The 25,141-nt window shown below is 35.5% G+C and carries 27 protein-coding genes; 6 read left to right on the top strand and 21 right to left on the bottom strand.

Annotated features, from left to right (window positions below):
- Positions 1 to 26 precede the first annotated feature (26 nt).
- The 7 genes from dnaB to rpsF form a co-directional block, all read right to left on the bottom strand.
- Positions 27 to 1,382, bottom strand: coding sequence for a replicative DNA helicase (dnaB, locus tag ACIQX2_RS17280; protein ID WP_402853217.1), 1,356 nt, complete (start codon positions 1,380 to 1,382; stop codon positions 27 to 29).
- A gap of 12 nt (positions 1,383 to 1,394) precedes the next feature.
- Positions 1,395 to 1,844: a 50S ribosomal protein L9 gene (rplI, locus tag ACIQX2_RS17285; protein WP_402853220.1), complete on the bottom strand. Its 450-nt coding sequence runs from the start codon at positions 1,842 to 1,844 to the stop codon at positions 1,395 to 1,397.
- On the bottom strand, positions 1,841 to 3,817 hold the full coding sequence (locus tag ACIQX2_RS17290) for a DHH family phosphoesterase (RefSeq protein ID WP_402853223.1): 1,977 nt from the start codon (positions 3,815 to 3,817) through the stop codon (positions 1,841 to 1,843). The genes rplI and ACIQX2_RS17290 overlap by 4 nt, the downstream gene beginning before the upstream one ends.
- 12 nt (positions 3,818 to 3,829) lie before the next feature.
- Positions 3,830 to 4,771 carry a YybS family protein gene (locus tag ACIQX2_RS17295; protein WP_402853225.1) on the bottom strand — a complete coding sequence of 314 codons (942 nt, stop codon included), beginning with the start codon at positions 4,769 to 4,771 and terminating at the stop codon, positions 3,830 to 3,832.
- A 164-nt stretch (positions 4,772 to 4,935) separates the two neighbouring features.
- Positions 4,936 to 5,172: a 30S ribosomal protein S18 gene (gene rpsR, locus ACIQX2_RS17300; RefSeq protein WP_093062321.1), complete on the bottom strand. Its 237-nt coding sequence runs from the start codon at positions 5,170 to 5,172 to the stop codon at positions 4,936 to 4,938.
- Positions 5,173 to 5,222: 50 nt separating this feature from the next.
- Entirely contained in the window at positions 5,223 to 5,732 is a 510-nt protein-coding gene (ssb, locus tag ACIQX2_RS17305) for a single-stranded DNA-binding protein (protein ID WP_093062320.1), read from the bottom strand.
- 39 nt (positions 5,733 to 5,771) lie between these two features.
- A complete protein-coding gene (gene rpsF, locus ACIQX2_RS17310; protein WP_090567343.1) occupies positions 5,772 to 6,080 on the bottom strand; it encodes a 30S ribosomal protein S6 in 309 nt (102 codons plus the stop codon).
- Between the two features lie 166 nt (positions 6,081 to 6,246).
- On the opposite strand from rpsF, the gene ACIQX2_RS17315 reads away from it, so the two are divergent.
- Positions 6,247 to 6,795, top strand: a complete 549-nt coding sequence (locus tag ACIQX2_RS17315; protein ID WP_402853232.1) for a DUF3267 domain-containing protein — start codon at positions 6,247 to 6,249, stop codon at positions 6,793 to 6,795.
- Positions 6,796 to 7,385: 590 nt separating this feature from the next.
- On the opposite strand, the gene ychF is transcribed toward ACIQX2_RS17315, so the two are convergent.
- The 3 genes from ychF to ACIQX2_RS17330 all read right to left on the bottom strand — a co-directional run bounded on the left by ychF (position 7,386) and on the right by ACIQX2_RS17330 (position 9,776).
- Complete coding sequence (gene ychF, locus ACIQX2_RS17320) at positions 7,386 to 8,486, bottom strand: redox-regulated ATPase YchF (protein ID WP_402853235.1); 1,101 nt, start codon at positions 8,484 to 8,486, stop codon at positions 7,386 to 7,388.
- Between the two features lie 230 nt (positions 8,487 to 8,716).
- Positions 8,717 to 8,917 carry a DUF951 domain-containing protein gene (locus ACIQX2_RS17325; RefSeq protein WP_402853238.1) on the bottom strand — a complete coding sequence of 67 codons (201 nt, stop codon included), beginning with the start codon at positions 8,915 to 8,917 and terminating at the stop codon, positions 8,717 to 8,719.
- A 40-nt stretch (positions 8,918 to 8,957) separates the two neighbouring features.
- Complete coding sequence (locus ACIQX2_RS17330) at positions 8,958 to 9,776, bottom strand: mechanosensitive ion channel family protein (RefSeq protein WP_402853241.1); 819 nt, start codon at positions 9,774 to 9,776, stop codon at positions 8,958 to 8,960.
- A gap of 78 nt (positions 9,777 to 9,854) precedes the next feature.
- On the opposite strand from ACIQX2_RS17330, the gene yyaC reads away from it, so the two are divergent.
- Positions 9,855 to 10,454, top strand: a complete 600-nt coding sequence (gene yyaC, locus ACIQX2_RS17335) for a spore protease YyaC (protein WP_402853244.1) — start codon at positions 9,855 to 9,857, stop codon at positions 10,452 to 10,454.
- Here the strand turns inward: yyaC and ACIQX2_RS17340 are convergent.
- The 11 genes from ACIQX2_RS17340 to rpmH form a co-directional block, all read right to left on the bottom strand.
- A complete protein-coding gene (locus tag ACIQX2_RS17340; RefSeq protein ID WP_402853247.1) occupies positions 10,410 to 11,114 on the bottom strand; it encodes a DUF554 domain-containing protein in 705 nt (234 codons plus the stop codon). The genes yyaC and ACIQX2_RS17340 overlap by 45 nt on opposite strands.
- A gap of 65 nt (positions 11,115 to 11,179) precedes the next feature.
- Positions 11,180 to 12,022 carry a ParB/RepB/Spo0J family partition protein gene (locus ACIQX2_RS17345; protein WP_402853249.1) on the bottom strand — a complete coding sequence of 281 codons (843 nt, stop codon included), beginning with the start codon at positions 12,020 to 12,022 and terminating at the stop codon, positions 11,180 to 11,182.
- Positions 12,015 to 12,776, bottom strand: coding sequence for a ParA family protein (locus tag ACIQX2_RS17350; RefSeq protein WP_093062311.1), 762 nt, complete (start codon positions 12,774 to 12,776; stop codon positions 12,015 to 12,017). Before ACIQX2_RS17350 ends, ACIQX2_RS17345 begins: the two co-directional genes overlap by 8 nt.
- 135 nt (positions 12,777 to 12,911) lie before the next feature.
- Positions 12,912 to 13,781, bottom strand: coding sequence for a nucleoid occlusion protein (noc, locus tag ACIQX2_RS17355; RefSeq protein WP_402853253.1), 870 nt, complete (start codon positions 13,779 to 13,781; stop codon positions 12,912 to 12,914).
- Between the two features lie 91 nt (positions 13,782 to 13,872).
- Positions 13,873 to 14,589, bottom strand: a complete 717-nt coding sequence (gene rsmG / locus ACIQX2_RS17360; protein WP_402853256.1) for a 16S rRNA (guanine(527)-N(7))-methyltransferase RsmG — start codon at positions 14,587 to 14,589, stop codon at positions 13,873 to 13,875.
- Positions 14,590 to 14,612: 23 nt separating this feature from the next.
- Positions 14,613 to 16,502 (bottom strand): tRNA uridine-5-carboxymethylaminomethyl(34) synthesis enzyme MnmG, encoded by a 1,890-nt coding sequence (gene mnmG / locus ACIQX2_RS17365; protein ID WP_402853259.1) that lies wholly within the window; start codon positions 16,500 to 16,502, stop codon positions 14,613 to 14,615.
- Between the two features lie 22 nt (positions 16,503 to 16,524).
- On the bottom strand, positions 16,525 to 17,910 hold the full coding sequence (gene mnmE / locus ACIQX2_RS17370) for a tRNA uridine-5-carboxymethylaminomethyl(34) synthesis GTPase MnmE (protein WP_402853262.1): 1,386 nt from the start codon (positions 17,908 to 17,910) through the stop codon (positions 16,525 to 16,527).
- Positions 17,911 to 18,146: 236 nt separating this feature from the next.
- The gene (gene jag, locus ACIQX2_RS17375) at positions 18,147 to 18,896 is read right to left on the bottom strand and encodes an RNA-binding cell elongation regulator Jag/EloR (RefSeq protein ID WP_402853264.1); all 750 of its coding nucleotides are present in this window, start codon (positions 18,894 to 18,896) and stop codon (positions 18,147 to 18,149) included.
- Positions 18,893 to 19,663 (bottom strand): membrane protein insertase YidC, encoded by a 771-nt coding sequence (yidC, locus tag ACIQX2_RS17380; RefSeq protein ID WP_402853267.1) that lies wholly within the window; start codon positions 19,661 to 19,663, stop codon positions 18,893 to 18,895. Before yidC ends, jag begins: the two co-directional genes overlap by 4 nt.
- 68 nt (positions 19,664 to 19,731) lie before the next feature.
- Positions 19,732 to 20,076 (bottom strand): ribonuclease P protein component, encoded by a 345-nt coding sequence (gene rnpA / locus ACIQX2_RS17385; protein ID WP_402853269.1) that lies wholly within the window; start codon positions 20,074 to 20,076, stop codon positions 19,732 to 19,734.
- Positions 20,077 to 20,139: 63 nt separating this feature from the next.
- The gene (gene rpmH / locus ACIQX2_RS17390) at positions 20,140 to 20,274 is read right to left on the bottom strand and encodes a 50S ribosomal protein L34 (RefSeq protein ID WP_053591131.1); all 135 of its coding nucleotides are present in this window, start codon (positions 20,272 to 20,274) and stop codon (positions 20,140 to 20,142) included.
- Between the two features lie 516 nt (positions 20,275 to 20,790).
- On the opposite strand from rpmH, the gene dnaA reads away from it, so the two are divergent.
- The 4 genes from dnaA to recF all read left to right on the top strand — a co-directional run bounded on the left by dnaA (position 20,791) and on the right by recF (position 24,889).
- Positions 20,791 to 22,134 carry a chromosomal replication initiator protein DnaA gene (dnaA, locus tag ACIQX2_RS17395; protein WP_093062303.1) on the top strand — a complete coding sequence of 448 codons (1,344 nt, stop codon included), beginning with the start codon at positions 20,791 to 20,793 and terminating at the stop codon, positions 22,132 to 22,134.
- Between the two features lie 173 nt (positions 22,135 to 22,307).
- Complete coding sequence (dnaN, locus tag ACIQX2_RS17400) at positions 22,308 to 23,444, top strand: DNA polymerase III subunit beta (protein WP_402853274.1); 1,137 nt, start codon at positions 22,308 to 22,310, stop codon at positions 23,442 to 23,444.
- A gap of 100 nt (positions 23,445 to 23,544) precedes the next feature.
- Positions 23,545 to 23,772, top strand: a complete 228-nt coding sequence (yaaA, locus tag ACIQX2_RS17405; protein ID WP_093062512.1) for a S4 domain-containing protein YaaA — start codon at positions 23,545 to 23,547, stop codon at positions 23,770 to 23,772.
- A 1-nt stretch (position 23,773) separates the two neighbouring features.
- Positions 23,774 to 24,889 (top strand): DNA replication/repair protein RecF, encoded by a 1,116-nt coding sequence (gene recF / locus ACIQX2_RS17410; RefSeq protein WP_402853277.1) that lies wholly within the window; start codon positions 23,774 to 23,776, stop codon positions 24,887 to 24,889.
- Positions 24,890 to 25,141: the final 252 nt, after the last annotated feature.

Genomic DNA, 25,141 nt, shown 5'->3' on the forward strand with positions numbered 1-25,141 from the left:
CTACATAGGCGCTTGCACTTTTCTTATTACGCTGGTGGTGCTTGGTGTTGACTCCAGTCGATGTTAACGAATTTGTTAAACTCTTTTACGAATGCCAGTGTAACTGTTCCCGTAGGACCATTACGTTGTTTTGCTATAATAATTTCAATCATATTCTGATTTTCGGTTTCTTTGTCATAATAATCTTCACGATACAGGAACGAGACAATATCTGCATCCTGCTCAATAGAACCAGATTCCCTTAAGTCAGACATCATTGGTCGCTTATCTTGACGCTGCTCCACTCCACGAGATAACTGAGACAAGGCTATTACAGGAACTTGCAATTCACGTGCTAAACCTTTTAAGGAACGAGAAATTTCCGAGACCTCCTGTTGACGGTTAGCTTGGCTTCCTCCACTACCTTGGATCAGCTGTAAATAATCAATTAAAATCATTCCTAGACCATGCTCTTGTTTCAGTCGACGACATTTAGCACGGATTTCATTTACTCGAATACCAGGAGTATCATCAATATAAATACCTGCATTTGAAAGGCTTCCCATTGCCATTGTGAGCTTGCGCCAATCTTCAGTTGTTAGTGCCCCTGTACGAAGAACCTGAGCGTCTATATTACCTTCCGCACAAAGCATACGCATAACTAGCTGTTCTGCACCCATCTCTAAACTAAAGATTGCTACATTTTCATCTGTTTTTGTCGCTACGTTTTGCGCCACATTCAGAGCAAATGCCGTTTTACCTACAGATGGACGAGCAGCTACAATGATCAAGTCATTTCGTTGGAAGCCGGCTGTAATTCGGTCTAAATCACGGAATCCTGTCGGTATACCGGTAACATCGCCTTTTCTCGTATGAAGTTTTTCTATATTATCGTATGTTTCCACTAGTACGTCTTTAATATGCTCGAAATCACCCGCATTTTTTCGGCTTGCGACTTCCATCATTTTGCGCTCAGCTTCTGCTAATAATGCTTCTACTTCATCTTCTCTTGTAAAACCATCTTCTACTATTGTGGTGGCTACACGTATTAAGCGACGCAAAATAGATTTTTCTTCTACAATTTTAGCGTAGTATGCTATATTGGCTGCTGTTGGAACTGCATTAGCAATTTCACTTATATACGAAAGTCCACCAACATCCTCTAATTCTTTCTTTGCAGAAAGCTCTTCCGTCACGGTTACAACATCGATTGCCTTCCCTTTATCGCTCAAATGAAGCATTGTTTGGAAAATCTTTTGATGTGCTACCCGATAAAAGTCTTCCGCTAGCAAGATTTCTCCAGCGGTAATTAATGCCTGTGGTTCTAAAAATATAGCTCCAATGACAGATTGTTCAGCTTCCTGGTTATGTGGCGGTACACGGTCCAACATCGGATCGCTCATTTACCTCTCTCCTTACGCTTCTTCAGCAACAAGAACTTTTAATGTCGCCACAACTTCATGATGAAGTTTTACAGGGACATTTGTATATCCTAATGCTCTAATTGCATCATCTAATTCCATTTTTCGTTTATCTAATTTAATACCATGTGTTTTTTCTAATTGAGAGGCAATTTGTTTCGTTGTAATTGAACCAAATAGTCGACCGTCATTTCCAGACTTTGCTTTTAACTCAACAGTTATCTGCTCTAATTTTTCTTTTAAATCTTTTGCTTCTGCTAATTCTTGAGCCGCTTCTTTTTCGGATTTTTTCTTTTGTCCTTCTAAAGCACTTAATGCAGCTGCGTTTACTTCAACCGCTAATTTGTTTTTAAGTAAAAAGTTATGTGCATAACCATCTGCAACATTTTTGACCTCGCCTTTTTTCCCTTTACCTTTTACGTCTTTTAAAAATACTACTTTCATTCTTCAGTTCCTCCTTCGATTGTATCTATAATTGCATTTTTTAGAAGTCTTATTGCTTCATCTATAGAGCTATCTTCCATTTGGCAGGCAGCATTTGTTAAATGTCCACCACCATTTAGTTTTTCCATAATTACTTGAACATTGATGTCTCCTAAAGATCGTGCGCTGATGCCGATGGTAGATTCACTTTTACGTCCTATTACGAAGGAAGCTGCGACATTATTCATCGTCAATAAAATATCTGCAGTTTGAGCAAGTAATACCTGACTGTAGGAGACGTTTTCCATACCATGGGCAATAGCAATACCTTCTTTAAAAAATTCAACGTTTTGGACGATTTTAGAACGTTCTATATAGGTACCAATGTCTTCCTTTAGCATCCGTTGAACAAGAATTGTATCTGCTCCGTGTGTCCGTAAATAGGATGCAGCTTCGAATGTTCTTGCACCTGTACGTAAAGTAAAGCTTTTCGTATCGACTATAATTCCTGCTAGCATAGAAGTTGCTTCTAACATAGATAGTTTTTCATTTTTAGGCTGATATTCAATTAGTTCGGTTACCAGCTCTGAAGTAGAAGATGCGTATGGTTCCATGTAAACAAGCAGCGTATTGGAAATGAATTCCTCCCCGCGACGATGATGATCAATCACAACTATTTTCTCTGCCTTTTGAAGAAGCTTTTCATCAATAACCAAGCTCGGCTTATGTGTATCAACTACAACTAATAATGTTTTATCCGTCATTTTGCTAATCGCTTCTTCAGGACTTATAAAACGATTATATAGTTCTGGTTCTTCCTTTATCTCATCCATTAATCGAGTCACGCTATTGTCTAGCTCATTACTATCCAATACAACGTAGCCCTCTACTTTGTTCATACCAGCCATTTTCCTTACACCTACAGCCGATCCTATTGCATCCATATCTGGCATCTTATGCCCCATAACAAATACTTGGTCACTATCCTGTATAAGATCTCTTAAAGCGTGAGAGATAACTCTGGCTCTTACACGTGTCCGTTTTTCTACTGGATTTGTTTTTCCACCAAAAAACTTTACTTTTCCACTTGGTTGCTTGATGGCTACTTGATCTCCACCACGTCCTAAAACTAAATCTAAGCTGGACTGAGCTAGTTCTCCAAGTTCAACAAGGGAAGTAGAACCTGCACCAACTCCAACGCTTAAAGTAAGCGAAAATCCAAATTTAGAGGTAGTTTCTCTTATATCATCCAATATGGAGAATTTACTTTTTTCTATTTCTACCAGGATTGATTCATTAAAAACGGCTAAAAAACGATCTGAAGAAATTCGTTTTACATATATACCGTATTTTGCTCCCCAATCATTCACACAGGAGGTAACAATGCTATTAAGCCTTCCTCTTGTTTGGTCGTCCATACCCTGTGAAATTTCATCATAATTATCTATAAATAGCACACCAATAACCGTTCTATCGCCATAATAGAGCGATTCCATCTCTACTTGTTCTGTTATGTCAAAGAAGTATAAAAGCTTTTCTTCGGCTTTATATAGCACTTTATAATTTTTTTCATCTAAAGAGATGACCATTTCGTTAGATTCTTCTTGTTTCTTCAGCTGTTGAAGATCCTTTGATATAGAAAGAAGCTCCTCACCAATAATCGTATCGAATGGAAGCTGCTGCGTCATGTATGGATTTGCCCACTCAATGATGTACTGATCATTTATGAGTAGGATCCCGATTGGCATTTCTAATAATGCTTCTTCCCCTACCTTTTTCATACGGTAGGAAAGAGTTTCGATATGTTTTTCTGTCTCTTCATATACACGCTGTTCAATAATCCACGCATAAATAAATACACCAATTACCATTAGAGAAAATAATAGTCCAATCAATAAATTGGTAGACAGTAACAAATAAGTTGCAACCCCACTAAGTAATAAGAACAATATGAGTGGATATCGAATTGGCCGTTTTCTAAAAAAAGATGCCACTAGATCAGCTCCTTATTTTTTGTATCTGTCTTTTATAAATCCCCTTATATTAAATCCTAAATCTAATACCCCTACTATAATAGTAAACGTAAATAATGGAACTGCAAAAATTGTTGCAAGTATCATAGACCATTTTGGCAATCCCTTTACGTAAAAGTAGTAGTGAATGAGTGATACACCTTGTAAAAACAACAGAGCTCGCAAAATTATTGTGGCATTTACGAATAACAAATAACCAAACGTCCCTACCTCATAGGAAACAAACAATGAGTATATAGATACGATTAAATAATACCATAACACTGCTTTAGGTAGTCTAAAATCCATAAATTTTGGAAACTTCGGTACATCTATTTTCAGTTTTTTCAATAGAGGCAAATTAATGATCAAATATAACCAAGCGCTTATAAAAACAGCACCAATAAAATAGCTAGGCATAATAGATTCAATAAGTATAATGCTTTGTCTAACTAACTCATCATAACCCTCAGGCAACTGTCCAACCGAAGACATAATATTTCCCAGTTGTTCGTAGTATACTTCAATGGTCGCAATAAATTGCTTCAAAACATTCATATTAAAAAATAAAACGGATAATATGTATTGTACAGCTGTCATTAAAAGTAAAAATAGCCCAGTTGCCATAAGCATATACAGCTTGGACTTTTTAGCCCGTATGGAATCTCCAATGATCAAGCCTAATGGACCAACTAACAATCCAAAGATAAGCCCATAAACCCCGCCAATTATAAAAGAAATTAGTAATGCTATAACCATAACCAATAAAGCATACTTTCTTTCAAACTTTGTACTATACCAAGCAATAGGCAAAGGCACAATAAATAAAGTGAAAAACCCTAGTACTGGAACGTAGACAGATATTGCCAACAAAAAAGCAAATAATACAACCGTCACAGCTCCATATGTTAAATAACTTGTTTGATTTCTTTGCATTTAGGAACCTTCCTTTAATGTAATCATCTATCCATTGTAACAGATTTTTTACAACAACTAAAATCCCACACTGCTGAAGTTTATTAAGAATGAACATAAATCATACAACTGTACGTATCTAAAAAAGAAAAAAAGACCGGTTTCCCGGTCTTTCTAATTTATACTTATCTCTCTTCAGTAGAGAATGGAAGTAAAGCCATGATACGAGATACTTTAATAGCTCGTGTTAACTTACGTTGGTACTTCGCACTAGTTCCTGTCACACGACGTGGAAGAATTTTTCCACGTTCTGACACGAATTTTTTCAACAAATCTACATCTTTATAATCGATGTGTGTGATATTGTTTGATGTGAAGTAACAAACTTTACGGCGTCTTTTGCCTCCGCGACGTGGTGCCATATTAGGTTGCCTCCTTTTCGATTAAAGTAAACATGCTTAGATGATACTTTTTAGAACGGTAGGTCGTCATCCGATACTTCGATTGGTCCGCTACTATTAGAAAAAGGATCCTCATCTACACGTGTATAGTTTTGCTGATTCATAGGTTGGCTTTGCTGATATGAAGGTGTTGAAAATTGCTGCTGGTTATTGCTACCAAATGATTGTCCACTTTGGTTACGATCTCCAGACCCAGAGCTATTACGTGGTTCTAAGAACTGAACACTGTCTGCGACAACGTCTGTCGTATAAACACGTTTTCCATCTTGTCCTTCATAACTACCCGTTTGAATGCGCCCTTCCACACCAGCTAAACTTCCTTTTTTCAAGTAGTTTGCTGTGTTTTCAGCTTGCTTTCTCCAAACGACACAGTTGATAAAATCAGCTTCTCTTTCACCTTGTTGGTTGGAGAATGTACGATTTACAGCAAGTGTAAATCTTGCCATTGCAACACCACTTGGTGTATAGCGAAGTTCCGGATCTTTTGTTAGTCTTCCAACTAAAACGACACGGTTAATCATCTGTAAACAACCTCCCTTGATCAGCTTTTTTAGTCAATTTTATTTTTTTGCTTTAACTTTAATATCGTCGATACGAACAGCAATGTGACGGATAATGTCTTCATTGATGTTAGCTAAACGTGTGTATTCATCGATTGCTTTTGAATCAGCGTTTACTTTAACGATTTGGTAGAAACCTTCACGTAAGTCATTGATTTCGTAAGCTAAGCGGCGTTTACCCCACTCTTTTGCTTCGATGATTTCTGCACCATTTGAAGTTAAGATTTCTTGGAAACGCTCAACTAAAGCTTTCTTAGCATCCTCTTCAATTGCAGGTTGAATAATGTACATTAGTTCGTACTTTCTCATCTATTTACACCTCCCTATGGTCTTTGGCCGACTATGAAAAGCCGACAAGGAGCAAGTAATTCTATTACTCACATCAATGAATTGTAACATAGTTTATCAAACGTATCAAGGAAAATTGTCATTACTTTACTCCGTCGTGTATATTTATTTTAAATGGGAGGATTCTATGGAAAATAAGGAAGAAATTTTAGTTGTAATTAATATTAATTTGAAAAAGGTTGCTTGGGAAAGTATTGGATTAACTATCGGTTTATCTCTTATAGGATTACTTCTTTTCCCTTGGTTAACGAATATTACAGAAATCACTTTCTCGTTATGGAGCTTTCTCTGGTTTTTAATCGGTTATGTTGTGTTAATCGTTTTACACGAATGCTTTCACCTTGTTGGATTTTGGTTTTTCGGTAAGGCTCCTTGGAGTAGTATGGATTACGGGGTTAATCTTAAAATGGGAGTAGCCTATGCTACAACTACTATTCCGTTACAAAACAGTGCCATGAAAAAGGCATTATTACTTCCTTTTTGGTTAACTGGTGTATTACCGATGATCATTGGCTTTTGGATAGGTTCTCTTTTGCTCGTTCTTTTAGGTGCTTGGCTAATCGCTGGTGCAGCTGGAGACTTTGCCATGTACAAAGAACTCCGAAAATATCCAAACGACTTAATGATCAAAGATGATCCAGTGAAGCCAAGGTTATATGTATTAAGAAAAATCTAGAGTTGCCGTAGATTGTAGCTCCGGCCGGACGCTTTCCGTGGGCACGGCTCGAGCCTGTAGTCTCTCCCTCGTGCAGTCCCACTGGAGTCGCCGACCTGCGCTACAATCAACTAGGTCTACTTTATATAATCGGATAATATGGAATAAAACCACCTAAATATACGTGTTTTATATTAAAATAAGTAATGATGAAATGGACTTAGATAAAAGAAAACCCACTTTCTTATTTCACAATAAAATAGTATTCCTAACCGGGCGTACGGTTTTATCCCTGTATTATCTTTGACTACTCTTATCATCTAAGCGAGAGGCTATGCTAAATCTTATAGTGGAGTACTACTCACTTATTTGATTGTAGTGAAATGTGGCGACTCCAGCGGGATAAGCGAGAAAGTCGAGACCCCACAGGGAGCGTAGCGTACGAGGAGGCTCGGCCTCGCCCGCGGAAAGCGTCCACATGTAACGGAAATCAGAAGTATTATTCTTCCTTTAAAAGTTTCTGTAAAACCACTGTTCGTGCTGTATTTTTATATAATTTCTTATCATTCAAAAAAGGATTAGTGATTTCTCACTAATCCTTTTTCCTCTTATTATACGTTGAAGCGGAACAACATTACGTCCCCGTCTTGTACGATATATTCTTTTCCTTCTAAGCGAACCTTACCTGCTTCTTTTGCAGCAGCCATTGATCCAGTTTCTACTAAATCATCATAGGCCACTGTTTCCGCACGGATAAAACCTTTTTCAAAGTCCGAGTGAATGACACCCGCACATTGAGGTGCTTTCATCCCTTTTTTGAATGTCCAAGCACGTACTTCTTGTACGCCAGCTGTAAAGTATGTAGCTAGACCTATTAATGAATACGAAGCTTTAATCAACTGGTCTAAGCCAGATTCTTTAATTCCTAGTTCTTCCAGAAACATTGCCTTTTCTTCATCTTCTAGAGCTGCCATCTCTTCTTCAATTTTTGCACATATTAATATTACTTGCGCTCCTTCTTCAGCTGCAAATGCACGTACTTTTTGTACGTATTCATTTTCTTCTTCTGCCATAATATCATCTTCTGAAACGTTCGCAACATAAAGCATTGGTTTCGTAGTTAGCAAATGAAATCCTTTTACTACACGTTGCTCTTCTTCTGTAAACTCAACCGAACGACCAGATTTCCCTGCTTCAAAGGCCTCTTTTAAGCGAGTAAGAACTGGTTCTTCCGCCAGGGCTTCCTTATCTCTTTGTTTTACCATTTTTATGACGCGAGCAAGCCGTTTATCTACGCTTTCTAAATCTGCTAATATTAACTCTAGATTAATCACTTCAATATCTGAGATTGGATCTACTTTTCCAGATACATGTGTAATATTCTCATCTTCGAAGCATCGTACAACCTGACAGATTGCATCTACTTCACGGATATGGGCAAGGAATTTATTTCCTAGTCCTTCTCCTTTACTTGCACCTTCCACAATTCCTGCTATATCCGTAAACTCGAATGCAGTAGGAACGGTTTTCTTTGGTACTACCAATTCTGTTAATTTGTCTAATCGTGTATCTGGTACTTCCACTACTCCTACGTTTGGATCAATAGTAGCAAAAGGATAGTTTGCTGCCAGCGCTCCGGCTTTTGTTATTGCATTAAACAATGTGGACTTCCCTACGTTTGGTAATCCTACGATTCCTGCAGTTAACGCCATATATGTCACAACCTTTCATTATTTTAAACGATAAAATTTTTCCCGCATTAACGGGCAGTAATAATTCCACCCAAAGCTGGGCTCGATCAATAAAGCAAAAGTGAGAGATATCCGCCCGTATTTGCCCTAATGGTTCAAATAAAAATCAATGTTGAAAAACCCAACTGATTGAAGTTTCACTTTATATACAACTTGTTCATTATATTGATTTTAGCTTTAAAAGTCTATCATTACTCAGCATCAGCTTGCACAAGAAGCCTTTTCATCTTCTTTTCAAATTCTTTTCTTGGAATCATTACACTATGCTGGCATCCTTCACATTTAATACGGATATCTGCCCCCATACGAATGACCTTCCAAGCATTTGTGCCACATGGATGTTGTTTTTTCATTTCGACAATGTCATTTAGTTGAAATTGTTTCTTCTCCATTCTATCACCTACTTATTTTTCTTTAGTAAAAATTAATGACTCATGAAATTTTAATTCCTTTTTGTTCAAGGAACTCTATTAAATCTCTTCTAATTTTTCTAGCAACACTATTTTGCTTCGTTGGTATAGTCTCGGCGGTGAATCGTACAACTATTTCAGTTGAATCAAAACTTTGGACACCGAGATAACTAGGTGTTTTAACAAGATCTTCGTATTTCTTAGGTAATTCTTCAAGAAATTCCTCCATGTTTTTTTCCATAGATGGAATATCATTTTCAGGTGCAACACTAATATCTATTAATGCCAACGAGTTATAAATGGAATAGTTTATTACAACTAGAATGCTTCCATTTGGAATTATGTGAAGTTCCCCTGTATAACTTTTCACTTTTGTTGTACGTAAACCTATCTCCTGCACGATTCCGTTAGCTGTTCCTATCTGTACTTGATCTCCCACCGCAAATTGATCTTCAAATATTATAAAAAATCCAGTAATAACATCTTTCACTAAACTTTGAGCACCAAAACCAACTGCTAGACCAACAATCCCTGCACCTGCCAGCAATCCAGCCACTCTTATACCAAAAGTAGTCAAAATAGCTATAATAGCACTAAAATATACAACATAAGTTAAAACATTTTGAAGAAGCTTTAGTAATGTGTTTTGCCTACGTTCTGAATATCCTAAAGGACTCCTCTGTCTGACTAAGAAAACCTTTTGTATAATATGTTTACCAATTCTTATCGTAAGAGCAGTTACCAATAAAATTATGATTACTTTAATAACTATGAGCCCAAGTTGAACCCAAGTCTCTTCTGTAAATAAATAATCCTTCCAACTTTGAATCATTGCTTCCATATAACTTCTTTCCACCTCACTTGAATAAATAATTTCCTAGATGCATATACTGGCTTTAAAAAGAAAGTGAGTAATTATATGAACTCTTATGCTACTACTATTACCGAACCTTCTACTATTTATTATAAGGAAACAGGTGTAATTTGGCGATTAAGTAACTACTTTATAGAACAAATACCATTTGACCATCCAAATCTAGTATTTTGTTGTATCGGTACCGATCGCTCTACTGGAGATGCGCTCGGACCGATGACAGGTTCTTTCTTAACCCAGCTTAAGTCATTTCCATTTGAAATTATAGGTACATTAGATAATCCTTTGCATGCACTTAATATTGAAGAAATTACAGATACTATTCGCAGTTCTCCTACAGCTCCCTATATCATAGCTATAGATGCTTGCTTAGGAAATGCAAACAATATTGGACAAATTATTGTCCATCCTGGTCCATTGTATCCTGGTAAAGCAGTAAAAAAAGAATTACCACCTATCGGAGAAGTCTCTATAAAAGCAATTGTTAATATTGGCGGTTTCATGGAATATAATGTGTTGCAAAGCACTCGCCTGCATCTCACATACGAAATGGGAAGAGTCATCTCTCGTTCACTACTGTTGGCGTGGCATCGATATAATTTAAAAGTTAAAAATAATAGCAACAGCAATACCGACGATAACTAAACTTGGCAATAGATTCGCTACCCTTATTTTTGTTACCCCCAAAAGGTTAAGTCCAATTGCAATAATCATAATACCACCAGTAGCTGTCATCTCTTGTAAAAACAATTCAAGGGCAGCTTCTGGTATTATTTTTGTAATTTGAGTAGCAAACAAAGCTATCGCTCCTTGATAAATTGCTACGGGGATTGCCGAGAAAAGCACTCCTATCCCCAGAGTTGCAGATAATACGATAGAGGTAAAGCCATCTATTATCCCTTTACTTATTAATAACTCATGGTCATTTTGTAATCCACTGTTGAGAGCTCCTAATACTCCCATAGCTCCTATGACGAATATTAAGGTACCTGCAACAAACCCCTGTGCTATACCCCCTCCTTGCTTTTTAGATCCCATCTTAGTTTCTAAATACTGAGCAAATCGATTTAACCATTTATCTAAATCAATCCACTCACCTAAAACTCCCCCAAAAACAATACTAATAATAACTAATACAAAATTTTCACTTTCTAAACCCATTTGGATACCTAACAAAGCAACTGCTATGCCTATTGCATTCATAACTGTTTGCTTCATATTTTCCGGAATTCCTTTTAACAATCTTCCTATTAATGCGCCTATTACTATTAAGACACCATTGACCAATGTCCCTAACAAAACCATTTCTATGCCTCATTCCAATTATAAAAATATAACCTATTCCTAGGCATGGCCTAAGGAATAGGTTCTTAATCTTCTAACAATTGTAATATTCGTTCTAAATCATCATCGGAATAAAACTCTATTTCGATTTTACCTTTGTCCTTATTTTTAATAATGGAAACGGGAGTTCCAAATATTTCTCTAAGCTCTGATTCTTTTTCTTTAGTGAAAATGTCTTTTTGGACTTTCTTTGTTTCACGTGGAACATTTTCATTTAAACGTTGAACTAAAGCCTCTAGTTGTCTAACGTTTAAGTTTTCCTTAATAGTCTTTTGCATAATTAACGGTATAGACTTTTTCTTCTTTAACCCAAGAAGAGCTTTTCCATGGCCCATCGTTAAAGTACCATCTGAGATTGCATCTCTAACAACTGGAGGTAAAGATAGTAAACGAATATGGTTTGCTATATGTGGTCTGCTTTTTCCTAATCTAAAAGCAAGTTGCTCTTGCGTTAAGTTTAAATTCTCTATTAAGTTTTGATATGCCTCAGCTTCTTCAATTGCTGTCAAATCTTCTCTTTGCAGGTTTTCAAGAATTGCAATTTCCATCATCTGTTGGTCATTAAGTTCTCTTATTACTGCAGGAATTACTTCTAAATTGGCTAACTGAGATGCTCTAAATCTTCTTTCTCCTACAACAATTTCAAACTTTGAACCCTTTTTTCTCAAAATAATAGGCTGCAGTACGCCGTGTTCCTTAATAGATTCAGAAAGTTCTTTCATAGCTTCTTCATCAAATATTTTACGCGGTTGAAAAGGGTTTGGCTTAATATCGGTTATGAGAATTTGTTCAACCTGTTCTAATTGGTCTAAATCTAAATCTTCTCCTGGGAAAAGTGCATTAATACCCTTTCCTAATCCTTTAGCCATTACGAATCACTTCCTTCGCTAGTTCTAAATATACTTCTGCTCCTCTAGACTTCGGATCGTAAATAATAATAGGTTCCCCGTGACTTGGTGCCTCACTCAGTCGAACATTTCTAGGTATAATTGTTTTATATACTTTATCCTGGAAATACTTTTTTACTTCTTCAATTACTTGAATACCTAAATTTGTGCGAGCATCGAACATTGTAAGTAACACACCATCGATAGCTAGGTTTTTATTTAAATGCTTTTGAACTAAACGTATTGTACTTAATAATTGACTTAAACCTTCTAAAGCATAAAACTCACATTGTACCGGAATAATAATTGCATCAGAAGCAGTTAATGAATTAATAGTCAATAATCCTAAAGATGGTGGACAATCTATAACAATATAATCATAAAGATCTTGCACTTCCTGTAATGCTCTTTTTAAGCGAACTTCTCTGGAAATGGTAGATACTAGTTCTATCTCTGCACCAGCCAAAGAAATAGTAGCCGGAACTATATGTAAATTCTCTACTTTTGTTTCTAGAATAGTTTCTTTAACATGAACATCATCAATGAGCACATCGTAAATACATTGCTGTACCTCACCTTTATTGACTCCAACTCCACTCGAAGCATTTCCTTGTGGATCTATATCAACTAGTAATACTTTTTTCCCCAAGTATGCAAGACAGGCACTTAAATTTACGGATGTAGTTGTCTTACCTACCCCACCTTTTTGATTGGCGATTGCTATAATTCTTCCCACTCTTGCACCTACTTTCTAGCTATATTAATTGCCACTATTATATTCTATCAAATTTGAATGAGAATTGGGTGATATTCTTGTTACAAAAGAAAAACTCTCGCAATTTATATGCGAGAGTTGAAATAAGATAATATTTTATGATTTCTTTTTAGGTATTTTTACGGTAATTTGATAAAATTCTTCAGTATCTTCTTCTTCTGTTTTAATATTAATACCACTTTTAGTAACCATCGATAAAGATTGTTTAATTGTATTTAATGCAATACGCACATCTTTACTTATTACTTTCCTTTTTGATTTATCTTTTTTTTCATTTTTCTCGGGTGGATTAATGATTTCATTAACCTTTTCTTCCAGTTGCTTCACATTCCACTGTTTTTCAATAGCCATATTCATAAGATCTATTTGTGTCTCTATTTCTTTAATTGGCATTAAAGCGCGAGCATGTCTTTCGGAAAGTTCTTTTTTCATAATAGCTTCTTGAACTTCTTGAGGCAACTTTAGTAATCTCAGTTTGTTTGCAACTGTAGACTGTCCCTTACCTAGACGTTGTGCTAATGCTTCTTGAGTTAGTTCATGTAATTTCAATAATTTTTGATACGCTACAGCTTCTTCTATAGCTGTTAGTTCTTCACGCTGTAAATTTTCTATTAGAGCAATAGAAGCCGTTTCTTTATCACTTAAATTACGGATTATTGCTGGAACCTCGGCCCACTTTAATTTGGTCATCGCTCTAAAACGACGCTCTCCAGCAATTATCTCGTATTTTTCATCATCCATTTTTCGGATGATGATTGGTTGAATCACACCATGAGTATGAATGGTTCTTGCTAGTTCTTCTATTTTATCGTCATCAAAAACAGTCCTCGGTTGGTATCTATTAGGGACTATTTTCTCAATTGCTATATTTAAAACTTCTTCTAAATGATTTTGCCTTGGCTCAATCATTTCTTCCTGTCCCTGTTTTTCAGAACTTCCAAAAAAACGTGAAAATGGACTTTTCATCTTACTCGCACCACCTTTTCGAAACTCTATACACAAAATATTCACTGTTAATATTATTATACATTAAATGTTTCACGTGGAACGTTCCTCATTAAATAATTGGTGTTTTGTTCGGAATACCTGGTTTTCGAGGGTATCTTTTCGGTGTGCTTTTAGTTTTAGAAAAGACATACAACGTTCTTTCACTATTTTCTATTGGCAACAGAAAAGAATAATCTGCAGTCTTTTCTGCACCTAAAACAGATAACGCTTTTGAAGCATCCTTAAGTTCATCTGAAGCACTAGCAGCTTTCATTGCTATAAATTTCCCTCCAACTTTTACTAAAGGAAGACAAAGTTCAGATAAAACGGAAAGTCTTGCAACAGCTCTTGCAGTAACTATATCATAATTTTCTCTATATTCTTTATTTTGTCCAAAGTCTTCTGCACGAGAATGAACAAAATGAACATTTGTTAAACCAAGTTCTTGACTTAGGTGAGTTAAAAATTGAATTCGTTTATTTAATGAGTCTACAATTGTGACACTTAAATTAGGAAAACAAATTTTTAGAGGAATACTAGGGAAACCGGCTCCAGCTCCAACATCACAAAGAGTGTATTCTCCTGTTAAATCTTCATAAAAAGAAGCACTAATGGAATCGAAAAAATGCTTTAAATATACGGATGCTTCATCCGTTATTGCTGTTAAATTCATCTTTTCGTTCCATTCCACTAGTAGCCTAAAATAAGTTTGAAATTGTTCTACTTGTGTATTACTCAAATCTATTCCTTTTTCATGAAGGGCTTGTACAAATTGTTCTTCGTTCATGTAGTTCTCCTTATCATTTAAGACTATCCAGTAACTTTAGCTATTTTTCCTTGTTCAATATATATAAGTAGAATAGAAATATCAGCTGGATTTACACCTGAAATACGGGATGCTTGGGCAATTGATAACGGACGGACTTCCATCAGTTTTTGTTTTGCTTCTGTAGCAATACCATTGATCGCATTATAATCAATATTTTCAGGGATTTTTTTGTCTTCCATTTTTTTAAGTTTTTCTACTTGCTGAAGAGATTTTTCGATATACCCTTCATATTTAACTTGTATCTCAACTTGTTCTTTTTCTTCTAGTGATAATTCTACCTCAGGTGGTGATAATTGAACTACTAAATCATAGTTCATTTCAGTTCTTTTTAACAGATCTGCTGCACGAATTCCATCTTTCAATTCGCTACCTTCCACACTTCGTATTAAAGCTTGAGTTGTTTCATTCGGTTTTATCATAGTCGAACGTAAACGAACTAACTCATCTTCTATTCTTTTCTTTTTCTCTAAAAATTTATTATACCGTGTTTCTGGAACTAATCCAATTTCATAACCAACTTCTAATAGTCTTAAATCTGCATTGTCGTGACGAAGTAATAAACGATATTCAGCACGAGAAGTAAGTAAACGATAAGGTTCATTTGTTCCTTTCGTTACTAAGTCATCAATTAATACACCTATATATGCATCTGATCTACTTAACACTTTTTCTTCTTTCTTGAGTGCTCGTAGACCTGCATTTATCCCTGCCATCAATCCTTGACCAGCTGCTTCTTCGTAACCAGAAGTCCCATTGATTTGACCAGCTGTATATAAATTTTTAACTTTTTTCGTTTCTAATGTTGGCCATAACTGTGTCGGTACCATCGCATCATACTCAATCGCGTATCCAGCACGCATCATTTCAGCATTTTCAAGTCCTGGAACAGATGCAATAAGCAGACGTTGCACATGCTCTGGTAAACTCGTAGATAATCCTTGAACATATACTTCCTGTGTATTTCTTCCTTCTGGCTCTAAGAAAATTTGATGACGTGGCTTATCGTTAAAGCGAACTACTTTGTCTTCAATTGATGGACAATATCTTGGTCCTGTACCTTTAATCATACCAGAATACATCGGTGATAAATGTAAATTTTCATTTATAATCTGATGTGTTGTTTCGCTTGTATATGTTAACCAGCATGGTAATTGATCCATAATGAATTCTGTTGTATCGAAACTGAATGCTCTTGGAACGTCATCGCCAGGTTGGATTTCTGTTTTGCTATAATCGATTGTTTTACTATTTACTCGTGGTGGAGTCCCTGTTTTAAAGCGAACTAGATCAAATCCTAAATCACGAATACTGTCCGCTAATTTTATAGATGGCTGCTGATTATTTGGTCCACTTGAATATTTCAAGTCACCAATAATAATTTCACCACGCAAGAAAGTACCAGTTGTTATAACGACTGTTTCTGCACGATAAACTGCTCCGACCTGTGTAACCAGCCCTACAATTTGATCGTCTTCCACTATTAAGTCTTCTACAACTGCCTGATGAATCGTTAAGTTATCTTGTTCCTCTAAAAGACGCTTCATCTCATGTTGGTATAATACTTTATCTGCTTGTGCACGTAATGCTCGGACAGCTGGTCCTTTCCCCGTGTTCAGCATTCTCATTTGAATATGTGTTTTGTCTATAACTTTTCCCATGGCCCCGCCAAGCGCGTCTATTTCACGCACAACAATTCCTTTTGCAGGTCCTCCGATGGATGGATTACAAGGCATAAATGCAATCATATCAAGATTAATTGTTAGAACTAACGTTTTTGCACCCATTTTAGCAGCTGCTAAAGCTGCTTCTACGCCTGCATGTCCTGCTCCAACAACAATCACATCGAACTTGCCTGCTTCAAACTTCGGCATGTTCGTAACTTCCTCTCGTTATTTATTTTCCTAAGCAAAATTGTGAAAATAGCTGATCAATCAAGCTTTCTTCTACTGTTTCCCCAGTTATTTCACCTAAAATTTCCCACGTTCTTGTAACATCTATTTGTATCATATCCACAGGCACATTACTTTGCGCTGCTTCTAAGGCATCTGTAATTGTCGATTTTGCTAATGTTAATAATGAAATATGACGAGCATTTGAAACATAAGTCAAATCGGAAGATTCAATTGTACCTTCAAAGAATAAAGAGGCAATTGCTTCCTCTAACTCATCGATCCCTTCTTCTTGTAGCAGAGATGTGGTTACAATACGTTTTTGACCAGTTAAGTTTCTTACTTCTTCTATATCAATTTTAGTTGGTAAATCAGTTTTATTGATAATTACGATATAATCCATACCTTCAATTGCTTCAAACAATCTTCGGTCTTCTATCGTTAACTGCTCGGCACTATTTAGTACAAGCAATATTAGGTCTGCTTCTTTCAGTACCTGCCTAGACTTTTCTACGCCAATTCTTTCTACAATATCTTCTGTTTCTCGAATACCAGCAGTATCCACTAATTTTAATGGAACGCCCCGAACATTAACGTATTCTTCTATAATATCTCTCGTAGTTCCGGCGATATCCGTAACAATTGCTTTGTTTTCTTGTATTAAACTATTTAATAGGGATGACTTCCCTACATTTGGTCTCCCGATAATCGCAGTAGATAGTCCTTCACGGAGTATTTTACCTTGGGATGATGTCAACAATAATTTGTCGATTTCTTCCCTGACCCAAGTACATTTTTCAATCATCAGTGGAAGTGTCATTTCTTCTACATCATCATATTCTGGATAATCTATATTAACTTCTACTTGTGCCAATGTCTCTAAAAGTGCTTGCCTTAATGTTGCAATAAGTCTCGATAAACGACCTTCCATTTGACCTAAAGCAACATTCATAGCTTTATCTGTTTTTGCTCTTATTAAATCCATTACAGCTTCCGCTTGAGACAAATCGATTCTCCCGTTTAAAAAAGCACGTTTGGTAAACTCACCTGGTTCTGCAAGTCGCGCACCGTTCGTCAATACTAACTGTAATACTCGATTAACAGAAACTAGTCCTCCATGGCAGTTTATCTCAATTACATCTTCTCTTGTAAACGTTTTTGGACCCTTCATTAAGGACAGCATTACTTCCTCAACGACCTCATCTGTTTTAGGGTCAACTAAATGTCCGTAATGAATAGTATGAGAACTCTGGTCAAATAACTCTTTTCCGTTTGGTGAACGGAATATTTTGTTTGCTATTGCTATTGCACTAGATCCACTTAGTCTCACTATTGCAATGGCACCTTCTCCCATTGGAGTCGAAATAGCAGTTATTGTATCAAATTCCATAGGTGTCCACCTCCTTACAAATCCATACTTATCCACATGTGTATAACTAAAACGCACACGACTATCTAACATATAACAATACCATAAAACAACGAAAATCAGAAGTATAGATACTTTTACATATATGAATAAAAATACCTAAAGCTAGAGCTTGGATAATTTGTTAATAAAGCTGCTAACGAAATAGCAAGAAAAACGGACTTCAGTATTTTACATAGCTGAAATCCGTTAAAGAATTATTTAATTGGTTCGATTACTAGATAGCGATTTGGATCTGTTCCCACTGAATAAGTTTCAATATCTACTCGAACAGACAATGCATTATGAATTATTTTACGTTCAAATGAAGACATCGGTTCAAATTCTACTTTGTTGCCAGTTCGGATTGCTTTGTCTGCCATTCTTTCTGCAAGCTGCTCCAATGACTCTTGTCTTCGTTCGCGGTAATTACCAACATCTAATTTAATAATAATAAAGGAGTTGGAAAACTTATTCGCAACTAGCTGTGATAAGTTTTCTAAAGCATTTAGTGTTTGTCCACGCTTCCCGATTAACATAGCAGCTTTCTCGCTATTTAGGTGAAGATGAATAAACTTTCCTTCTCTTTTCTCATTAATAACTAAATCGTCAATATTCATTTCTTTTGCAATCTCAATTATATAGCCTTTTGTTTCTTTTACTGCTTGTTCATTTGTTTCTATACTAGTAGGTTCTTCTTCCATAACCGACTCATTTGCGACTGCCTTTTCGAAAGCGGTTATTTCTTCATCTATAACTTGTTCTTCTGCTTGTTCTACTTTTACTTCTTGTTCTTTTTTCAAAACAGTTACTTCAACAACTGCAGGTTTCGTACCAAATCCAAGAAAACCTTTTTTACCTGCTTCCACTACCTTAATTGACACATCGTCTCGTGTAACGCCAAGCTTTTCAAGTGCAACTGTTATAGCTTCTTCTTTTGTAGGTGCAGTTTGTGTAATCTGATTCATTTTTTTGGTCCTCCCGTTTTAACAGGTTCTGTTTTTGGTTTGTTCCAAGGCTTGTAAATGAATAAATTTTGAATGATAGAAATAATATTTCCAATAACCCAATACAAAGTTAATGCAGCAGGTAATACGATACCAAATCCAATGATCATAAATGGCATAATATACATCATTAGCTTCATTTGGGGATTATCCATTGCTGGACCAGTACGTAATACGATCAATTGCATAAGACCTGCCAAAATAGCTAGGGTAATACTTGGTTCTGCTAGTGCAAAGCCTAGAAAATCACCTAGATTAATTTCTGGCGTATTGTTCATACGACTAATAGCGTGATAGAAACCAATTAATATCGGCATTTGAACAAAAACTGGTAAACAACCAGCAGCAGGATTAATGCCTCTTTCTTTGAATAAGGCCATCATTTCTTGTTGATACTTTTGCTGTGTGACAGCATCTTTAGAGCTATATTTTTCTTTTAACTTTTTTAAATCAGGTTGGACTTCTTGCATATTTTTTGAGCTTTTTGTCTGTTTAATCATTAATGGTAGTAACACTAAACGAATAATTATTGTTACAGCAATAATACCCAAACCATATGTCCCTAATAATTCTTTAAAAAACGTAATAGATGATACTAAAGGCCATACGATGTATTCGTTCCAAAATCCTTTTGAATTATCGTAGATTGGCTCGTTAAATTCTGTACATCCTGCTAGCAATGCAGTAGTTACTATTAATAATAGTACAAGTGATAAACGTTTGTTCAACCTTCTTCCCCCTAATAAGTCTTATATATCTCTTCGTTTTATCTTACCATTTCTTTAAAAAGTTACTACTAACTTTTCCTATTAAAGACTTTAGCTACTTTTAAAACATGTTCTAAACTTTTTTTGGTTTCATGAAAGTCTAACTTGGCCGCCGGATTTCTGGCGATAATAATATAGTCCATGTTTGGAAATACTTGATCATGTATTTCTAGGAAGGTTTGTCTAATATATCGTTTAATACGGTTGCGAACTACTGCATTCCCAACTTTTTTACTGACAGATAATCCAACTCGATAATAATCTTCTTCTTTATTTAAACAGTAAACAACAAATTGCCTGTTCGCAAAGGACTTCCCCTTTTTGAAAATTGTTTGGAACTCTGCATTCTTTTTAATACGTTGTTTTTTGTTCATCTTCTCACCAGCTCCAACTAATCGTTTTAAAAGAAAAAAAGACCACTGAAATGGTCAGTGGACTTATGCTGATAACACTTTTCTTCCTTTAGCACGACGGGCTGCAAGTACGCGGCGACCGTTTTTAGTACTCATACGTGCGCGGAAACCGTGATTTTTGGCACGTTTACGTGTATTTGGTTGGAATGTACGTTTCATCTATATGACACCTCCTGAGTGATCATCTTCAATCTTCCTAAGACAGTCTCCGATATTATATATAAAATACAGGGCTTTTGTCAATTACTTTTAATAATTATTATCTTTCATAAAGAAAATAGTTATCCACATTAAAGAGTGAATCTTTTTAAAGGGTTGTGTATAATAAAATTCACTCAAAAATTATCCACAACACTTATAAACATATTTTTCACATATCATTCTATTGTGGACAACTTATAATGTTAATAATTAAATAATTGTGGATAACCCTGAAATCTCTTGTAATTCCAATGTTTTTTTGTTAAGATACTTGTGTTTTACTTTTTCAAAAATATTTCACCCATTTTTCTTATCCACAGTTGTTAGTAATCTGTGGATAAGTTTATTCCCATAACTTTATAAAGTTTATCCACAACTGGTGGATTTGTGTATATGTCGAATTTTGTCATACATATTTTATTTTATTGAAAAAGAGTTTTAACGAATAAATCTACAGTAAAGGAGACTAGATAATTGGAACATTTAGAAGAACTTTGGGCTAAAGTTCTCTCTGAAGTAGAAAAGAAAACATCTAAACCAAGTTTTGAAACTTGGCTGAAGTCGACGAAACTACTTTCATATAAAGGAGAAACTGTCACGATAGCTGCGCCCAATTCATTTGCTAGGGATTGGTTAGAAAATCATTATGTTCACCTAATAGCTGGTATATTAACGGAGTTAACCGGCAACGAACTACTTATATCATTTGTCGTACCTAAAAATATTGATATAGATGATTTCGACATTCCTAAACCAAAAACCCCTGCAAATAATGGAGATCAACCAGATTTTTCACCAGGGATGTTAAATTCTAAAAATACATTCGATACATTTGTCATTGGATCTGGTAATCGCTTCGCTCACGCAGCATCTTTAGCTGTAGCCGAAGCTCCTGCAAAAGCCTATAACCCACTTTTCATATATGGAGGAGTTGGATTAGGAAAAACCCACTTAATGCATGCGATTGGTCATTATGTACAAGAACACAATCCAAATGCTAAAGTGGTTTATTTATCTTCCGAAAAGTTTACAAATGAGTTCATAAACTCTATTAGAGATAATAAAGCTGTCAATTTCCGTAATAAATATAGAAATGTAGATGTTCTACTAATAGATGATATTCAGTTCCTTGCAGGAAAAGAATCAACTCAAGAAGAATTTTTCCATACTTTTAATGCCCTGCATGAGGAATCAAAACAAATTGTCATTTCAAGTGACCGTCCACCTAAAGAAATTCCTACTTTAGAAGATCGTTTACGTTCTCGCTTCGAATGGGGATTAATAACAGATATTGCACCACCAGATTTAGAAACTCGTATTGCTATTTTACGTAAAAAAGCCCGTGCCGATGGATTAGATATTTCTGATGATGTAATGGCATATATAGCAAATCAAATAGATTCCAATATACGTGAACTGGAAGGTGCTCTTATTCGTGTAGTTGCCTATTCTTCACTTATAAATAAGGATATTAATATTGACTTGGCTGCAGAAGCTCTTAAGGATATCCTGCCAAATGCTCGTCCGAGAATTATTACGATTTTAGATATCCAAAAGGTAGTTGGGGAGCATTTCCATATTAGATTAGAAGATTTTGTCGCTAAAAAACGCACAAAGTCAATTGCATTTCCACGACAAGTTGCAATGTATCTTTCAAGAGAGTTAACTGATTTTTCGTTACCAAAAATCGGGGAAGAATTTGGTGGACGTGACCACACAACTGTTATTCATGCTCACGAAAAAATATCTAAGATGCTAAAAGAAGATACAAATCTTCAAGATGACGTAAAACAAATTAAATCTATTCTAGGTAGATAAAAAGAGTTTGTGGATAAACGCTTAGTTTACTAGATTACTTAAACACAACTTATACACATGTGGACAAGTAACTCTAAGTAAAGAAAAAAAGACTTATCAACATATCCACAAGCCCTAGTACTATATCTATTATTCTTTTAAATAAATAATAATTATATAAGTGAGGTATAAAAATGAAATTCGAAGTAATGAGAGATAGTTTATTAGAGGGATTAAGTGATGTTATAAAAGCAGTAAGTTCCAAAACAACAATTCCAATTCTTACTGGATTAAAATTAGAAGTAACTAATAAAGGACTTTATATTACTGGTAGTGATTCAGATATTACTATTCAAACTTTTATACCTGTTGAAATAAATGGAGAACAAGTTATCAGTATTACTGAACCAGGCTCTATCGTTTTACAGGCAAGAGTTTTTAATGAGATTGTACGTAAGTTACCAACAAATGATGTTGAAATTGAAGTAACCAATCAATTCCAAACTCATATTAGATCAGGTAAATCAGAATTTAATTTAATTGGATTGGATGCATCCGAATACCCATTGCTGCCTCAAATAGAAGAGGATAGACAGTTCTTTATTCCATCTGATTTACTCAAATCTATTATTAAAGAAACTGTATTTGCCGTATCTACTTCAGAAAGTCGTCCAGTTCTTACAGGTGTCAATTGGCAGGTTAAAGAAGGAGAACTACACTGTATAGCAACTGATAGTCATCGATTGGCGAAAAGAAAAACAGCTATTAAGGATTTACCAGACGGAGAATTCAGTATAGTAGTTCCTGGGAAAAGCTTAAATGAATTAAATAAAATTTTAGAGGAAACATCATCGGAAGTAGCAATTGTGATGACTCAACAGCAAGTTCTATTTAAAACAGGTAACGTACTATTCTATTCGCGATTATTAGAGGGCAATTATCCAGATACATCAAGATTAATCCCAAGTGAAAACAAAACAACTATTTTGGTTAATAGTAAATCTTTATTGCAAGCCATTGACAGAGCCTCTTTACTTGCTCGTGAAGAAAGAAACAATGTCGTACGCTTTTCCACTTTGGGTAATGGATTTATAGAAGTGTCTTCTAATTCTCCAGAGATCGGGAACGTAGAAGAACAAATTCAAGCGGAAGAAATAGATGGGGAAGAACTAAAAATTTCTTTCAGCGCCAAATATATGATGGATGCATTAAAAGCTATAGATGGTCAAGATGTGAAGATTTTATTCACAGGTGCTATGAGACCCTTTATATTGAAATCCGTCCATGACGATTCAATATTGCAATTGATTTTACCAGTAAGAACTTACTAATATGTGAAGGATAGTCACGTTTGTGGCTATCTTTTTTACTTATTTCGTTATTTGGGGTAAAATGATGGGATAATGATTAGGAGAAGAGGTTGAGTTATTGTTGGAAGAAATTCGATTCGACTCAGAATTTATAACACTTGGGCAATTATTAAAAATGACAGATGCAATTAGCTCCGGTGGAATGGCCAAATGGTTTTTGAGTGAGCATGAGGTATATGTGAACGGAGAAGTGGATCAAAGACGAGGTCGTAAATTACGTCATAATGATGTCGTAAACATCCCGGAAGTAGGAAGATTTAAACTGGTTGGACCTGAGAACGGGGATTGATATGTATATTGAACGATTAGAGTTAAAAGATTTCCGTAATTACGATTCAATTGAGATGAATTTTTCCTCTAAGATCAATGTGTTAATAGGTGAAAATGCACAAGGTAAAACGAATTTAATGGAATCTCTCTATGTATTATCCATGGCAAAATCTCATAGAACTTCTAACGATAAAGAATTGATACGTTGGGAAGCAGACTATGGTAAAATAAGAGGGGATATACAAAAAAAATATGGTCATTTGCCTTTAGAATTAATTCTTTCAAAAAAAGGAAAAAAAGCTAAAGTAAACCATTTAGAGCAAACCCGTTTAAGCGATTATATAGGTCAGCTGAATGTAGTAATGTTCGCACCAGAGGATTTATATTTAGTAAAAGGAAGTCCACAAGTGAGAAGACGATTTCTTGATATGGAAATCGGTCAAATTTCCCCTATCTATTTACATGATTTACTTCATTTTCAAAAAATAATGAAGCAGCGAAATCATATTCTAAAACAACATCAAGGTAAGCCAATGTTAAATGATGTGATGTTCGATGTTTATACTGAACAATATATAGATGCAGCAGTAAAAGTGATACAAAAAAGATTTCATTTTATGCAATTATTACAACAATGGGCGGAACCAATTCACTTTGGAATCTCTAGAGGTCTGGAGAAATTGCGAATTACTTATAATTCTACAACCGGAATTCAACCAGAGTGGTCCTCAAACGAAATGAAAAATCATCTTGAAAAAAAGATAGCAGATAGTCAAAATAGAGAACTCTACCGGGGAGTATCCTTAATTGGTCCACACCGCGATGATTTGCAATTCTTTGTAAATGACTATGACGTTCAAACTTATGGATCTCAAGGACAGCAGCGTACTACGGCATTGTCTTTGAAGCTCGCTGAAATCGAATTAATAAAACAGGAGGTTGGTGAATCTCCTGTTTTATTACTGGATGACGTACTATCAGAATTAGATGACTATCGACAATCTCACTTGTTAAATACAATTCAAGGTGATGTCCAAACGTTTGTAACGACCACAAGTGTTGAAGGAATAGCACATGAGACTATTCAACAAGCAGAATTGTTTCATGTGGAACAAGGTGCAGTAAAAGATCAATAATTAAGTCAATTTCATAATTCCTAAATATATTTAAAAACACGAATGTTTACTTTATATCCTTGTTTTTTATTCGTTTTAAAAAGTTGGTTCTATGGAGCGGCAGGCGGCTACTCGAGCCGTGCCCGCGGAAAATTTCAGCCTAGAGCAGAAATCAGCGCTGTTAGGATTTCACTAAGGACTACGCTTTTATGAAATTGATTCAAATAGTCAAAGATATTAATATGAATCTCCATTATTGAAGGAATGAAAGAG

The sequence above is a fragment of the Psychrobacillus sp. NPDC096623 genome (genome assembly GCF_044762655.1).
Lineage (GTDB): Bacteria > Bacillota > Bacilli > Bacillales_A > Planococcaceae > Psychrobacillus.

Bases quoted from the DNA above. Each gene is read 5' to 3' on its own strand.
- dnaB (WP_402853217.1), bottom strand. From the start codon at position 1,382: ATGAGCGATCCGATGTTGGACCGTGTACCGCCACATAACCAGGAAGCT.
- rplI (WP_402853220.1), bottom strand. From the start codon at position 1,844: ATGAAAGTAGTATTTTTAAAAGACGTAAAAGGTAAAGGGAAAAAAGGC.
- ACIQX2_RS17295 (WP_402853225.1), bottom strand. From the start codon at position 4,771: ATGCAAAGAAATCAAACAAGTTATTTAACATATGGAGCTGTGACGGTT.
- rpsR (WP_093062321.1), bottom strand. From the start codon at position 5,172: ATGGCACCACGTCGCGGAGGCAAAAGACGCCGTAAAGTTTGTTACTTC.
- ssb (WP_093062320.1), bottom strand. From the start codon at position 5,732: ATGATTAACCGTGTCGTTTTAGTTGGAAGACTAACAAAAGATCCGGAA.
- rpsF (WP_090567343.1), bottom strand. From the start codon at position 6,080: ATGAGAAAGTACGAACTAATGTACATTATTCAACCTGCAATTGAAGAG.
- ACIQX2_RS17315 (WP_402853232.1), top strand. From the start codon at position 6,247: ATGGAAAATAAGGAAGAAATTTTAGTTGTAATTAATATTAATTTGAAA.
- ychF (WP_402853235.1), bottom strand. From the start codon at position 8,486: ATGGCGTTAACTGCAGGAATCGTAGGATTACCAAACGTAGGGAAGTCC.
- ACIQX2_RS17325 (WP_402853238.1), bottom strand. From the start codon at position 8,917: ATGGAGAAGAAACAATTTCAACTAAATGACATTGTCGAAATGAAAAAA.
- ACIQX2_RS17330 (WP_402853241.1), bottom strand. From the start codon at position 9,776: ATGGAAGCAATGATTCAAAGTTGGAAGGATTATTTATTTACAGAAGAG.
- yyaC (WP_402853244.1), top strand. From the start codon at position 9,855: ATGAACTCTTATGCTACTACTATTACCGAACCTTCTACTATTTATTAT.
- ACIQX2_RS17340 (WP_402853247.1), bottom strand. From the start codon at position 11,114: ATGGTTTTGTTAGGGACATTGGTCAATGGTGTCTTAATAGTAATAGGC.
- ACIQX2_RS17345 (WP_402853249.1), bottom strand. From the start codon at position 12,022: ATGGCTAAAGGATTAGGAAAGGGTATTAATGCACTTTTCCCAGGAGAA.
- noc (WP_402853253.1), bottom strand. From the start codon at position 13,781: ATGAAAAGTCCATTTTCACGTTTTTTTGGAAGTTCTGAAAAACAGGGA.
- rsmG (WP_402853256.1), bottom strand. From the start codon at position 14,589: ATGAACGAAGAACAATTTGTACAAGCCCTTCATGAAAAAGGAATAGAT.
- mnmG (WP_402853259.1), bottom strand. From the start codon at position 16,502: ATGCCGAAGTTTGAAGCAGGCAAGTTCGATGTGATTGTTGTTGGAGCA.
- mnmE (WP_402853262.1), bottom strand. From the start codon at position 17,910: ATGGAATTTGATACAATAACTGCTATTTCGACTCCAATGGGAGAAGGT.
- jag (WP_402853264.1), bottom strand. From the start codon at position 18,896: ATGAATCAGATTACACAAACTGCACCTACAAAAGAAGAAGCTATAACA.
- rnpA (WP_402853269.1), bottom strand. From the start codon at position 20,076: ATGAACAAAAAACAACGTATTAAAAAGAATGCAGAGTTCCAAACAATT.
- rpmH (WP_053591131.1), bottom strand. From the start codon at position 20,274: ATGAAACGTACATTCCAACCAAATACACGTAAACGTGCCAAAAATCAC.
- dnaN (WP_402853274.1), top strand. From the start codon at position 22,308: ATGAAATTCGAAGTAATGAGAGATAGTTTATTAGAGGGATTAAGTGAT.
- recF (WP_402853277.1), top strand. From the start codon at position 23,774: ATGTATATTGAACGATTAGAGTTAAAAGATTTCCGTAATTACGATTCA.